General features: G+C 65.9%; 12 protein-coding genes. 8 read left to right on the forward strand and 4 right to left on the reverse strand.

The features are described 5' to 3' along the window. Positions 1-5: 5 nt before the first annotated feature. Positions 6-293, reverse strand: a complete 288-nt coding sequence (locus AC3ZI9_RS02465; RefSeq protein WP_443384045.1) for a YrhK family protein — start codon at positions 291-293, stop codon at positions 6-8. A gap of 107 nt (positions 294-400) precedes the next feature. On the opposite strand from AC3ZI9_RS02465, the gene AC3ZI9_RS02470 reads away from it, so the two are divergent. Then, a complete protein-coding gene (locus AC3ZI9_RS02470) occupies positions 401-1,057 on the forward strand; it encodes a TVP38/TMEM64 family protein (protein ID WP_443384046.1) in 657 nt (218 codons plus the stop codon). Further along, a complete protein-coding gene (locus tag AC3ZI9_RS02475; protein ID WP_443348183.1) occupies positions 1,050-1,676 on the forward strand; it encodes a CDP-alcohol phosphatidyltransferase family protein in 627 nt (208 codons plus the stop codon). The genes AC3ZI9_RS02470 and AC3ZI9_RS02475 overlap by 8 nt, the downstream gene beginning before the upstream one ends. Here AC3ZI9_RS02475 and AC3ZI9_RS02480 read toward each other — a convergent pair. Then, positions 1,658-2,335 (reverse strand): class I SAM-dependent methyltransferase, encoded by a 678-nt coding sequence (locus AC3ZI9_RS02480; RefSeq protein WP_444566615.1) that lies wholly within the window; start codon positions 2,333-2,335, stop codon positions 1,658-1,660. The genes AC3ZI9_RS02475 and AC3ZI9_RS02480 overlap by 19 nt on opposite strands. A gap of 537 nt (positions 2,336-2,872) precedes the next feature. Between AC3ZI9_RS02480 and AC3ZI9_RS02485 the strand changes: the two genes are divergently transcribed. Continuing rightward, positions 2,873-3,871: an NAD(P)-dependent alcohol dehydrogenase gene (locus AC3ZI9_RS02485; RefSeq protein WP_444566616.1), complete on the forward strand. Its 999-nt coding sequence runs from the start codon at positions 2,873-2,875 to the stop codon at positions 3,869-3,871. An 88-nt stretch (positions 3,872-3,959) separates the two neighbouring features. Here the strand turns inward: AC3ZI9_RS02485 and AC3ZI9_RS02490 are convergent, their stop codons facing one another. Next, the gene (locus AC3ZI9_RS02490; protein ID WP_444566617.1) at positions 3,960-4,505 is read right to left on the reverse strand and encodes a YceI family protein; all 546 of its coding nucleotides are present in this window, start codon (positions 4,503-4,505) and stop codon (positions 3,960-3,962) included. Between the two features lie 347 nt (positions 4,506-4,852). Here AC3ZI9_RS02490 and AC3ZI9_RS02495 point away from each other — a divergent pair, with 347 nt between their 5' ends. The 3 genes from AC3ZI9_RS02495 (at position 4,853) to AC3ZI9_RS02505 (ending at position 9,429) form a co-directional block, all read left to right on the forward strand. Continuing rightward, positions 4,853-6,250 carry a trimethylamine monooxygenase gene (locus AC3ZI9_RS02495; RefSeq protein ID WP_489923807.1) on the forward strand — a complete coding sequence of 466 codons (1,398 nt, stop codon included), beginning with the start codon at positions 4,853-4,855 and terminating at the stop codon, positions 6,248-6,250. Positions 6,251-6,400: 150 nt separating this feature from the next. Continuing rightward, the gene (locus tag AC3ZI9_RS02500; RefSeq protein ID WP_444566618.1) at positions 6,401-7,831 is read left to right on the forward strand and encodes an aldehyde dehydrogenase family protein; all 1,431 of its coding nucleotides are present in this window, start codon (positions 6,401-6,403) and stop codon (positions 7,829-7,831) included. A gap of 71 nt (positions 7,832-7,902) precedes the next feature. Next, the gene (locus AC3ZI9_RS02505) at positions 7,903-9,429 is read left to right on the forward strand and encodes a GMC family oxidoreductase (RefSeq protein ID WP_444566619.1); all 1,527 of its coding nucleotides are present in this window, start codon (positions 7,903-7,905) and stop codon (positions 9,427-9,429) included. Positions 9,430-9,469: 40 nt separating this feature from the next. On the opposite strand, the gene AC3ZI9_RS02510 is transcribed toward AC3ZI9_RS02505, so the two are convergent. Then, positions 9,470-11,116, reverse strand: coding sequence for an ABC1 kinase family protein (locus AC3ZI9_RS02510; RefSeq protein WP_444566620.1), 1,647 nt, complete (start codon positions 11,114-11,116; stop codon positions 9,470-9,472). A gap of 89 nt (positions 11,117-11,205) precedes the next feature. Between AC3ZI9_RS02510 and deoD the strand changes: the two genes are divergently transcribed. Next, positions 11,206-11,913, forward strand: coding sequence for a purine-nucleoside phosphorylase (gene deoD, locus AC3ZI9_RS02515; protein ID WP_444566621.1), 708 nt, complete (start codon positions 11,206-11,208; stop codon positions 11,911-11,913). Positions 11,914-12,016: 103 nt separating this feature from the next. After that, a complete protein-coding gene (locus AC3ZI9_RS02520) occupies positions 12,017-13,564 on the forward strand; it encodes an SLC13 family permease (RefSeq protein WP_444566622.1) in 1,548 nt (515 codons plus the stop codon). Positions 13,565-13,572 lie beyond the last annotated feature (8 nt).

The following is a 13,572-nucleotide window of genomic DNA, read 5'->3' on the forward strand; positions in this document are numbered from 1 at the left end:
TGCGGTTAGCTGGTGCCCTGATCCGTGGTGCCGGTCAGGCCCTGGAGTTCATCCAGCCGGACGAGCTTGATCTCACGGATCAGACGCAAGGTGGGTTTGAGTGCGAAGCACACGGAACCGACGAGGAAAAGCCAGGTGGCCAGGATCGTCGTCGACTCCCGGAAGAAGAAGATGCTGCCGACGATGAACAAGACCGCTGCCAGGAAATCGACGGTCGTGTAGGCGATTTCGAAGCGGGCGGAGAGTCGGCTGTGTTGGCCGCTTCGATGCTGGTGGTCGGTGGTGAAGAGCACGACAATCTCCTGATTCTCGGTGGGGTCCGGCCCGGCGGGCCGGCTGTGGACCATTATCCTCCCGGGGCGTGGATTGCCGAGGGGCCCCTGGCCGAGCGGTGCAAGGCATGAACGGTCGGCGTCGTGCCCTGGTCCGGTTGACAGTACTGGTGGTTTTGCTGGCGATCCTGTCCGTGCTGGTCCTGCGCCTTCCCCTGCCGGGGGTGGAGGAGCTGCGGACCTCGTTGCGCGGGACCGGGGGGTGGGGAATGAGCGTGTTCGTGCTCGGGTATGCGGCACTGACCTTGTCGCCGGTGCCCAAAAGTGTTCTCTCGGTGGCCGCGGGCCTGGTCTTTGGTTTCTGGGCGGGAATCGGCTTGGTCTATGGCGGGGCGATGCTGGGTGCCGCGGGCGCTTTCTGGCTGGGCCGCTGGCTGGGCCGGGACGCCGTGGAAAAGTTCACCGGAACCCGGGTCCGCCGCGTTGATGATGCCCTCAGGCGCCGGGGCACGCTGTCGGTGATCGGCCTCCGGCTGGTCCCGGTGCTGCCGTTCACGGCCATCAACTATGCGGCGGGCCTGACCTCGATCAGCTGGGGATCGTATTTCTTGGGGACGGCGTTGGGCATCCTGCCCGGAACCGCCGCGTACGTCACGCTGGGCGCCTATGGCACCGACCCCGGATGGCAATTGGAGCTGGCCGCGGCGGTCCTGGGCGTCCTGATCCTGGGTGGGGTCCTGTTCGCGGCTTGGAAGCACCGGAAGGAACGGAAACCTCATGTTTGACGCACGACTACGCCAGTTCAGTGCCGGTCTCGCGGACCGGACAGCACGGCGGCTGGACGTCCCTTGGATCACCCCGGACCGGCTGACCGGCCTGAACCTGGTCCTCGGCTTGGCCTCGGCCGGGTTCGCTGCGGCTCAATGGTGGACTCCAGCACTCCTGGCCTGGCTCCTGTGCCGGCTGGCCGACGGGCTGGACGGACCGCTGGCACGGATTCGTCGCGCGCGGACCGGTGCCGAAGACACCGGGCAGGGCGGCTTTTGGGATATCTGTGCCGACTTCGTGGTCTACGGGGCCACCGTCATCGGCGTCGGATGGGGTGCCACGGAGGCCTTCGGCGCCCCCTGGTTGCCCTTCCTGCTGGTGGTCTTCGCCTACTACATCAACGGCACCGCCTTCCTGGCCTTCTCCTCGATTGCCGAGAAGACCGGCCGGCGCATTGACGATGGCCGCTCCTTGTCCTTTATCTCGGGGTTAACAGAAGGGACGGAAACCATCGTGGTGCATGTGTTGTGGCTGGTCTTCCCGATGGTGGCGTGGCAGATCGCCGCGGTGTGGGCTGGCCTGGTCTGCCTCAGTGCCACGGAACGAATCATCCGTGGTTACCGTTCGCTGGGGTGACTCCTGTTCCCGGTCGGCAGGGGAATCCTTCCGGCGCGGATCTGTAGATGGCCCCCACGGGCCTGGTCGGGGACGACGTCGGTGCATTGCTCCTCCACGGCGGTCCAGGGGTGGGCGGTGATATCGGAACCACCGAGCCGGCAGGCGGCCTCCGCCAGCCAGCCCAGCGCACGGGCCGCCCCGAGAGGGCGCTGCATATCAACGACGCAGATGGTCCCGCCGGGTACCAACGTCGAGCACACGTGGTCGAAGGCCGTCTGCCAGTGAGGCATCAGCGATAAGGAATAGGTGGCCAGGGCCTTCGCCGAATGCGGGCGGGCCCCCTGGTGGCGCAGCGTTGAGGACAGCTCGGCGGCGGTCATGGTTTGGGCATCGGCCTGGATCAGCGCCACGTTGGTCCACCCCCGGGCTTGCACTCTGCGACGTGCCTGCCGGAGCATCGCCGCGCTGCTGTCGATGCCCACGATGCGTCCGGTCTTCCCGATCCCGGCCTGCAATGAGGCGAAGTTCAATCCGGTGCCGCAACCGATATCGAGGATCTGATCGCCCGGTGCCGGTTGCAGGGCGCGGATTCCGCGGACCCGACCGGCCCGGTAGACCGGCCATTCCCCGGAGAGGGCGTCGTAGAACGGGGCGAACCTGGTGTATTTGTCCGGCATATCAGCTCGTCGCGTCGGGGGATGCGGGCGACGGGTGGCCAGCCCACCCGGAGGGGGCAGGGGCAATGCTCGAAGACCAGGGAGAGGATCCACGAGACCTCGGTCCCCGTCGCGGGGCAGTCCCGACGCATCCTGCGCCAGGCATCCAGGTAGACATCGTGAAGAACTGATTGGGCCCGCAGCGGATCACCGAGGATATGGCAGGCCAAGCCGTAGGCCCGCCGGCACGTCAGTTCATAGAAGGCCTCCATCGCCCCGGTGTCGCCGTTGGCCAACCGCCGAACCAGATCGGTCTCCGTCGTTCCCTCTGCAGGGGAAGGAATCCGGTCTTGAGGAGCATCAGGCATCGAAGCCACCATGAGCAGGGCCCCCTGACGTGAATATGTCCTGCACGCTTCCCCCCGGATGATGACTACCTGTGCTCCACACTAACGCCAGTCGTAAGATTTTCTAGTAACTTTTCAGAAAAGAAGTAGGTTGATTTCCTGGACCGCCGATGCTGCCCGGCTGCCGGCGGGAGGCGATAGCATCAGAACCATGGAAAATCCCAGCGCAGTTCTTCGTGGCATCCGTGAGGTCGTCATCGAGGACCGGCCGGTTCCGGCCCCGGACCATGGCCAGGTCCTGGTCGCGGTGAAGGCCACCGGCATCTGCGGCTCGGATATCCACTATTACGAGCAGGGCCGGATCGGGGATTTCGTGTTGGAGGCCCCGATGGTGATCGGTCATGAGTCGGCGGGCCTCATCACTGCCGTCGGCTCGGGGGTCGATCCGTCGAGGGTGGGCGAGCAGGTCGCCTTGGAGCCCGGGGTGCCCTGCCGGCGCTGTCTCCAGTGCCGGTCTGGACGCTATAACCTGTGCCCCGAGGTCGTCTTCTTCGCGACCCCACCGGTGGACGGTTCCATTTCCAGGTACGTGGTGATCGACGCCGATTTCGCCCACCGGGCTCCGGGGGAAATCTCTCTCGAGCAGGCGGCCCTGGCAGAGCCCGTCTCGGTGGGGGTGTGGGCTGCCCGCAAGGCCTCCATCACCGCGGGGGATCGGGTGCTGGTCGCCGGGGCGGGACCGATCGGCCTGCTCGCGGCGCAGGTCGCCCGCGCCCAGGGAGCGGATGGGGTGACCGTGACGGACGTGAACGAGTATCGACTGTCGGTGGCCAGAGCGATGGGGTTGGAGGCGGTACGGGCCGGGGAGGAACTGCCCGGGGACTTCACCGTTCTGCTGGAATGCTCCGGCGCTGGAGCCGCACTGGATCACGGACTCCGCGCGCTGGCTCCCGCCGGACGGGCCGTGCTGGTCGGGATGGGTACCGACGAGGTTTCCGTGAGTGTGCCGCTCATCCAGGGCCGGGAGCTGACCATCAGCGGGGTCTTCAGGTATGCGAACACCTATCCGACGGCTTTGGGTCTCATCGCCTCCGGTGCCGTCGATGTGGAGGCCGTGATCACCCACCGTTTCGCTCTGGAGGAGACGGAATTCGCGCTGACGTTGGCCGCGCGGGAATCGGATTCCCTCAAGGCAGTGGTGTTGAACTAGCGACTTCCAGGGACGCTGGGCCACAAGAGGCCAGCCGCCACCCCGTGTCGGGGCGTGGCTGGCGTCGTGATCCGTTGACCTGATCCGGCTAGTCTGCGGCGGGCAGGACGAAGGCCGAGTCGACCGTGATGGTGACCTGATCTCCGACCAGGACTCCACCGGCCTCGAGTGCTGCGTTCCAGGTGATGCCGAAGGCCTTGCGGGAGATCTGGGTGGTGGCCGAGAAGCCGGCCCGGGTGGTGCCGAAGGGGTCGACGGCGACTCCGCCGAATTCGACCTCGAGCTCGACGGGCAAGGTCGTCTCCTTGATGGTCAATTCACCGGAGAGGGTGAATTCCTCCGTGGAGCCCTGCGCGCCGGTGGAAACGAACCTCATCTCGGGGAACTCCTCGACGTCGAAGAAGTCAGCGCCTTTGACGTGTCCATCGCGATTGGGGTCCTTGGAATCGAAGGAGTCGGTCTTGATGGAGGCCCTCACGGTGGAGGACGCGAGGGAATCGTGGACTTCCAAGGTGGCGTCGGCGTCGGTGAAAGACCCGCGCACCTTGCTGATGCCGGCATGCCGAACACTGAATCCGATGTCCGTGTGCGCGGTGTCGAGCTGCCAGATGCCGGGGGTCAAGGTTGCTGCCATGTCTGTCTCCTGAGGGGTGTCGATCAAGCAAGTTTTGTATGCGTATGCATCTATCGTGAACGCATATAGTTGATGCGTCAAGTTAATATTTGTTTGATTCCCCAGGTCGGCCTCCGGAAGCGTGTCCGACGGGCGGCAGGGCAAAAACCTACCCGGTGGTAAGGTCGGAGGATTCACGGTGCGGATTCCACGCACCCACCGTCCGTAAGGACCGCAGCGGAACTTCAGCGCGGCAGGCGGGACAGAAGACGACTGAAGCCGTGCGTCGAGGTGTACTACCGGTTACTCCGGGACTCCGTGCGGCCCAGCTGATGCAGGGGCCGAAGAGGCCGGAAGGATGGATTTTCGTGGCACAACGCGTGGCAATTATTGGGGCCGGACCCAGCGGCATGGCACAACTGCGAGCCTTCGAGGCAGCACGACAGGCCGGCAAGGACGTCCCGGAGGTCGTCTGCTACGAAAAGCAGGACGACTGGGGCGGGCAATGGAACTACAACTGGCGCACCGGGATCGATGAGTTCGGCGAGCCGGTGCACTCGAGCATGTATCGCAACCTCTGGTCCAATGGCCCCAAGGAAGCACTGGAATTCAGCGACTACAGCTTCGACGAACATTTCGGCCGCCCGATTTCCTCCTACCCACCACGACCGGTGCTGTGGGACTACATCGACGGGCGGATGGCCCAGTCCGGGCTCAAGGAGCAGGTCCACTTCTGCCATGCGGTGCGGTGGGTCCACTTTAGCGAGCAATCGCAGAAGTTCACGGTGGTCGTGGATGACCTGTCCGCAGGCACCAGCAAGACCGAGGAATTCGACCACGTCGTCGTCGGTTCCGGACACTTCAGTTTCCCCAACGTCCCCGACTTCGCAGGCATCGAGACCTTCCACGGGACCTTGCACCACGCCCACGACTTCCGCGGTGCCGAGAAGCTGGCCGATCAGGACGTCCTGCTGATCGGCGCCAGCTATTCAGCCGAGGACATCGGCGTCCAGGCCTTCAAGATGGGTGCACGTTCGGTGACGCTGAGCTACCGCAGCGGCCCCATGGGCTACGACTGGCCCACCGGGATGCAGGAAGTACCGCTGATCGATCGGTTCGAGGGCCAGATCGTCCACTTCGTCGACGGCACCTCCCGCCACGTTGACGCAGTGATCCTGTGCACCGGCTATCTGCATAAGTACCCGTTCCTTCCTGCCGACGTGGCGCTGAATTCGCCCAATAACGTCTACCCGGACGGCCTGTACCGCGGCGTCGTCTCCGACGTCAACGAGAAGCTCTTCTACCTCGGTGCCCAGGACCAGTGGTTCACCTTCAACATGTTCGACGCCCAAGCCTGGTATGTGCGTGATGTGATCCTCGGGCAAACCCAGCTGCCCTCGGCCCAGGAGCGCACCGAGCATATGCGCCGCTGGCGTGAGAGCTTCCTGGCCATCGACGGCGATGCCGATGAAGTACGGTTCCAGGCCGACTACATCCGTGACCTGCTCGAGGCCACCGACTACCCGCCCTTCGACGTCGATGAGGTCGTGGAGATCTTCCTGGCCTGGAAGGAAGATAAGCAGAAGAACATCCTGACCTACCGGGATAAGACCTACAGATCGGTGAAGACCGGAACGATGGCGGCCACGCACCATACCCCGTGGCTGCGCGAGTTGGATGACAGTCTGGAACGCTACCTTTCGACCCCTGAAGTCGACCCCCTGGAGGAGATGGTGGACGGTGACGTCCAGGAGGCGGGCCGGTAGTCTTTCCGCTGCGGGTCGGGGAACACTGCGCTGGCGTCCAACACCGGAACCCGGAAAGACAAGACACCGGCGCTGTTCCACGGCAAAGTGGGAGGTCAGTGACCACCACGCGCCGTCCCCCGGGCGGCGCACGCAGCATAGGAGCAGCCCATGAGCACGCAGCCGGCCACCGCGACAATGACCTACCAGGATCTGTTGGCCCGGATCGTCGGATCGGGGGAGGGCCGCGCCATCAGCGACCCGGCCACCGGAGAACTCATCGGGCAGACCCCCGTGCAGACCGCCGCCGACCTGGATGCGGCCGTCTCCGTCGCCAGGTCGGCGCAACCGGGGTGGGGCGCGCGCTCCCACGCCGAGCGCAGCGAGTACCTCAACGCGGCGGCCGACGCGGTGGAGGCCTCCGCCGAGGCGTTGGCCGAACTACTCTCCCGCGAACAGGGCAAGCCGCTGAACGGGCCCAACGCCCGCTTCGAAGTGGGGGCGTGTTCGGCCTGGCTGCGGGCCGCAGCCGCTTTCGAACTCGAACCCGAGGTCGTGGTGGACGACGGGGAAACCCATGCCGTGGTGCACTACCGTCCACTGGGGGTCGTGGGGGCCATCGGCCCGTGGAACTGGCCGATGATGATCTCCGTCTGGCAGATCGCCCCGTCATTGCGCATGGGCAACACCGTGGTCCTCAAGCCCAGCGAATACACCCCGCTGTCGGTATTGGCCCTGGCAGCGGTGATGAACCAGGCACTGCCGGAGGGGTTGCTACAGGTGGTCCCCGGCGGCCGCGACGTCGGTGAGGCACTATCCGCCCACAAGGACGTCGACAAGATCATGTTCACCGGATCCACCGCCACGGGCAAGGCGATCATTCGTTCCTCCGCCGACACCGTGAAACGCCTGACCCTGGAACTCGGCGGCAACGACGCGGGGATCGTGCTCGACGACGTCGACCCCCAAGCCATTGCCGAGGACCTCTTCTGGGGGGCCTTCATCAATACCGGGCAAACCTGCGCAGCCATGAAACGGCTCTACGTCCCGGACGCCATCTACGACCAGGTCTGCGATGCCTTGGTCGAGGTGGCGGGGAAGATGCCCATGGGTATCGGGCTGGACGAGGGGAACGTGCTGGGCCCGCTGCAGAACCAGGCCCAATACGACATCGTTGCGAAGCTCGTCGAGGACGCCAGGGCCTCGGGGGCCCGGATGCTCATGGGAGGGAACCCGGAGTCCGGCCAGCCCGGGTATTTCTACCCGACGACCCTGGTCGCCGACATCGACAATGCCAACCCGCTGGTGGCCGAGGAACAGTTCGGTCCTGCCCTGCCGATCATCCGCTACTCGACGATCGACGAAGCCGTGCAGATGGCCAATGGCTTGGACGTGGGCCTCGGTGCCTCCGTCTGGTCGGCCGACCCGGCACGGGCCCGTGAGGTTGCCGCCCGCATCGAAGCCGGCACCGTGTGGATCAACAAGCACGGGGCCGTGGACCCGCGGGTCCCCTTTGGCGGGGTCAAGCAGTCCGGCTACGGACTCGAATTCGGCGTCGCCGGACTCAAGGCCCTGGGCGTCCCGCAGGTCATCGCCGGCTGACCGGCCGAGACCGCGCCCCCACATCGACAACGCCTGGTTGATCGCATCGCGCGTGCCACGGAGAGGAACACATGGAAGACCAGCAATTCGACCACCTTGTCATCGGCGCGGGCTCCGCCGGCAACGTCATCGCCAGACGCCTGCTTGACGCGGGAAAACGGGTCGCCGTGATCGAAGCAGGGGAACAGGACACCAACCCCGACATCGCCAATGTCTGCACGCTCGGTGCCCTCTGGCATAGCGAACAGGATTGGGATTACTACAGCACTGCGCAGGACGGGGCAGCAGGGCGTAGCCTGCACCTGCCGCGGGGCAAGGTCATGGGCGGCTCCCATGCGCTGAACGCCACGATCTGGGTCCGAGGCGCCCGCCAGGACTACGACACCTGGGCCTACCTCGGGTGCCCGGGCTGGTCCTGGAAGGACGTTCTTCCGCTGTTCAAGAAGATCGAAAACTACGATGGCGGGGCCTCGGAGACACGCGGTGGTGACGGGCTGCTGGACGTGAGCACCGGTTACGAGCACAATCCGATCCAGGACTCGATGCTCGAGGCCGCCGTCGAAGCCGGTTTCGAGCTCAACGATGACTACAACTCGGGGAACCCCGAGGGCGTTTCCCGGATGCAGCTCAATGTCCGGGACGGGCAGAGATTCAATACCTGGCACGCCTATCTCAAGCCCGTGGCCGACCACCCGAATCTCACCCTGCTCACCGGGACCCGGGCCCACCGGTTGCTCATCGAAGACGGCACCGTCCTCGGGGTGGAGGTGGAGGATAGCGGTGGCCAGCGGGTGTTGCGCGCGGCGGAGACCATTCTTGCGGCCGGAGTCATCAATTCCCCCGAGCTGCTGCTGCGCTCGGGGATCGGCCCGGCGGATGAACTGGCAGAAGTCGGCATCGACGTCGTCCACGACCTTCCCGGAGTGGGTAAAAACCTCCAAGACCACCTGCTGTCACCCGTGATCTTCTCGAGCGACCGCCCGGTGCCGGAACTGACCGCCGCCCCCGCGGAGGTGCACCTCTTCGCCAAGAGCCGCCCGGACCTGGAAGTCCCTGATACCCAACCGATCTTCTTCTCCGTGCCGATGTACTCGCAGGACTATGCGGGAGGGGAGATGACCGGTGCCGACGGGGGATTCTCGATGCTTGGCGGTCTGGTCCGTCCGCACAGCCGGGGAGAGGTCCGTCTGACCGGGCCGGAAGCATCGGATCCGGTCAGCATCGACCTGCGGGCACTCTCCGAACGAGCCGATGTCGATGCCCTCGTGGCCTCGGTGGTCCACTGTCGGAGGATCGGTCGCACGGAGGCCTTGGCTGCCTGGGGTGCCACCGAGGTCTACCCGGGACCTCAGGTCGCCGACGAGGACCTGGAGCAGTACGTACGCGACTCGGTGGTGACCTATCACCACCAGGTCGGCACCTGCCGCATGGGTTTGGACGCCGAGGCCGTCGTGGATCCGCGCACCCTGAAGGTCCGCGGTCTCGACGGCGTGCGCATCGCCGATGCCTCGGTCATGCCATTGGTTCCCACCGGCAACACCAACGCACCCTCGGTGATGATCGGTGAACGGGCGGCGCTGATGTTGCTCCAGGAGTGAGTCCACGCCGGACGGCGGCGGGCTGGAACGCCGGCCGTGATCAGCTTCGCCGTCGGCGTGAGGTCCAGGCCAGGTAGCCGCCCAGGGCGCCTACCCCACCCACGCCGGCGGTGAAGAGGGCCTGGGGCCAGCGATGCCAACGCGTCGGCTGGCTGCCCACCAGCCCGCCGACCGCCGTGATGAGTGCGGCGGTGACCAGCCCGGCCACGATCCGGTTGCCGGTATGGTCCAACCGGTCCATGAGCTCGTCGAGTTCCTCGGTGCGGATGCGTACGTCCACGCCTCCGCTTTCCAGGATTTCGGTGGCCCGGCGAATCAGTTCCGGCGCTTCCGACCCGAGGTTCAGTGCCTCCGAGGCGATCAGCTTGAGCTGTTCGGCGATGGCGGAGGGGGAGACCGAAGCCAGCATGAGTCGGCGCGCGTAGGGCGAGACCTCGGAGAGCAGGTCGAAGGCCGGGTCGATCTCCTGGCCCAGTCCCTCGGCCATGGCCAGCATCTTGATGAGCAAGGCGGTATCGGGTGGGAGTCGGAGCTGGTGGCGACGCAACATGGCGACCACGTCGTTGACGATGAGCGTCAGCGGGACCTGGGCCAACGGCTGATCGGCGTAGCGGTCCAGCAACCGGGCCAGATGTGCTTGGAGTTCCGCCCGCCGCGTGCTCTGCCCGCCCCCGCAGAGCCGCAACAGGGCGGTGGTCATCCGGTGGGGGTCCCGGACCACGATGGCCTGCAGCAGCTTCACGAGTTGGCGTTTCAGGTCGTCGCTGACGTGTCCGACCATGCCGAAGTCGATGATGCCGAATCGTCCGTCGTCCTCGACGAAGAAGTTCCCCGGATGCGGATCGGCATGGAAGAACCCGTGTTCGAAAACCATGCGCAGCAGCACGTTGCACGCCCGGGAGGCCACGTCCGTGGGGTCCAACCCGGTGTCACGCAGTCCCTGGACATCGGTGATCTTCAGCCCGCGCATGCGCTCAAGGGTCAACACCCGCGACGTCGTCGTGCTCCAGAAGACCTCGGGGATGTGGACCTTCTGATCGGTGGCGAAATCCTTGGCGAACCGTTCGGCGTTGCGGCCCTCGGCGAGGTAGTCCAGTTCCCCGCGCAGCGTCCGGGCGAACTCGTCGACGGTATCGGCCAGATGCAGCCCCCGGGCGGTGGCCGAGGCCTGTTCGGCCAGCTTGGCGATTTCTGCCATGATCTCCAGGTCGTTGTTGACCTGTTCCACGATGCCGGGGCGGCGGATCTTGACGACGACGTCGCGGCCCTTCACCGTCGCCAGATGCGCCTGGCCGATGGAACCGGTGGCCAGCGGACTCGGATCCATGGTGGCCAGCAGCTTCGGGGCCTCGGGCCCCAGCTCGGCCTCGATGACCTCGCGGATTCCGTCGAAGGGCACCGAGGGGGTCCCGTCCTGGAGTTTGGCCAGTTCCGTCACGTACTCGGCCGGCAGGAGATCGGAGCGGGTGGAAAGGACCTGGCCGAACTTCACATACACGGCCCCCAGCTCCTCCAGGGCCAGGCGTAGTCGTTGGGGCAGCCCCTGGTTCTGGCCTTGGCCTGCGGGGAACCGGGCCGCGGGACCCAGGATGCGGGCGTCCACGCCCAAGGCGGCGAGCAGGAAGCCCAAACCGTGCCGGCTGAAGGTCTCGGCAATATCGCGGAAGCGTTCGCGGCGACCGGTCATGGCATTCCACGGTGTGAGGAGGTTCCCATGTCGGTCATGCTATCCTCCCGTGCAACCACCCCGACCGCCCCCGACCATCCAGGAGAGTCATGGCCACCCCGCATATCTCAGCAGAACCCGGCGACTTCGCACCCCACGTGCTGATGCCCGGGGATCCGCGACGCGCCCAGCGCATCGCCGAGACCTTCCTGGAGGACCCGCGCCTGGTCACCGAGGTCCGTGGCATCCAGGGCTACACCGGAACCGTCGACGGCCAGCCGGTGTCGGTGATGGCCTCGGGCATGGGAAGCCCCTCGATCAGCATCTATGCCACCGAACTGGCCAGGTTCTACGGGGTGAAGCGGATCATCCGGGTCGGCACCGTGGGCAGCATGCAACCGCAGCTGAAGGTCGGGGACGTCATCGCCGCCGCCGCAGCCCACACCACCTCGGCGATGACCGCGGTGCGTTTCCCCGGTGTCCACATCAGCCACACCCCCGATTTCGGGTTGTTGCGTGCCGCCGTCGCCCATGGGGAGGACAGCGGGAAGACGGTCCATGTCGGCTCCGTGCTGACCAGCGACGACTTCTACAACGGCGACCCCGAGGCCATGGCCCGGCTCGTCGAGGCCGGCACCCTGGCGGTCGAGATGGAAGCCGCCGCCCTGTATGCGGTGGGCATGCGGGAAAAGATCGAGACCCTGATGCTGGGCACCGTCTCCGATGGCAGCCCGGGCAGCTCTGATCTCACTGCGCAGGAACGCGAGGAGACCTTCACCGAGATGGTGGGGTTCGCGTTGGCGGCATTGCGTTCCTGAAGTCCGCGCCGGCCCGCGTGGTGCTCTGGGCAGAAGAGCCCGTATCGGAGATAGTGGGCGGACGGGACCGAACCATCCCGTCCGCGCCAGCAGAAGGACCGTGATGACAACGCCGTCAAACGAACCGGATACCCGTCCGAACGATGCCCCGGACGCCACTGCGGAGGACGACGCCGAACAGGCGCCCGGGCTGCGCGAATCCGCCCAAAGCCCGGCCGTGTTGATGCGCAAGCGGATCGGTCTCTTCGCCGGGCCGGTGCTGGCCGTCGTCGTCTTCTTCCTGCTGCCCGGCGATCTGGCCCAACCCGCCCGGTTCACCGCCGCGGTGGCGACCGTGATGGCCCTGTGGTGGATGACCGAGGCGATCCCGTTGGCCGCCACCGCGCTGCTTCCGCTCGTGTTGTTCCCCATGCTCAACGTCGCCGGAATGGGCGATGCCGCGGCACCGTATGCGAATCCGATCATCTTCCTGTTCATGGGTGGCTTCATGCTCGCCCTGGCCCTGCAACGGTGGAACCTGCACCGGCGGATCGCGCTGGCCACCGTGCTGCTGGTGGGGACCAAGCCCCGCCAGCTGATCGGCGGGTTCATGATCGCCACCGGGTTCATGAGCATGTGGGTGTCCAACACCGCCACGGCGGTGATGATGCTGCCCATCGGGATGTCGGTGCTGGCGTTGACCGCGCGGATGAGCGATGAGAAGAAGGTACCCCCGAAATTCGGGATCGCCCTGATGCTCGGCATCGCCTACTCCGCCTCCATCGGCTCGCTGGGCACCGTCATCGGGACCCCGCCCAACGCCCTGATGGTGGGTTATCTGCAACAGGCCCACGACATCCATGTCGGTTTCGGACAGTGGATGCTGGTGGGCGTTCCCATGTCGGTCGTCTTCATGGCGGTGGCCTGGTACCTGCTGACCTTCGTGATCTTCAAGCCCGAGATCAGCGAGATCCCCGGCGGCCGCCAGCTCATCTCCGATGAGTACAAGAAGCTGGGCCGGATGAACGTCGGGGAGAAACTGGTCCTGGCGATCTTCGTGCTCGCCGCGGCCTCCTGGATCACCGTGCCGCTGCTGTGGCCCGATACCTCCATCGAGGATGCCGTCATTGCGATGTGCGTCGCCGTGGCCCTGTTCATCATCCCGGCGAACCTGCGCAAGGGCGTCCCGCTGCTGAACTGGGGCAGTGCCAAGGAACTGCCCTGGGACATCCTGCTGCTCTTCGGCGGCGGGCTGGCCCTGTCGGCTCAATTCACCGAAACCGGCCTAAGCAAATGGGTCGGCGAACAAGTGGACGGCCTGGGCTTCCTGCCGGTGGTGGTCCTGATCGCCGCCGTGGCCCTGATCGTGTTGGGGCTGACGGAACTGACCAGCAACACGGCCACCGCGGCCGCGTTCCTGCCGCTGATCGGAGGGGTCGCCGTCGGGCTGGGATTGGACCCGATGCTCCTGGTGGTTCCCGTCGCCATCGCCGCCACCTGTGCTTTCATGTTGCCGGTGGCCACCCCGCCCAATGCCATCGCCTACTCCAGCGGCTACGTCGAGATCTCCGACATGCTCAAGGCCGGCATCTGGCTGAACGTCATCTCGCTGGTCCTGACCACTTTGACCACCATGACGTTGGCGGTCTGGGTCTTCGACGTCGTCTATTAGCCGCCAGC

Source organism: Arthrobacter sp. AOP36-F1-5, from assembly GCF_058137995.1.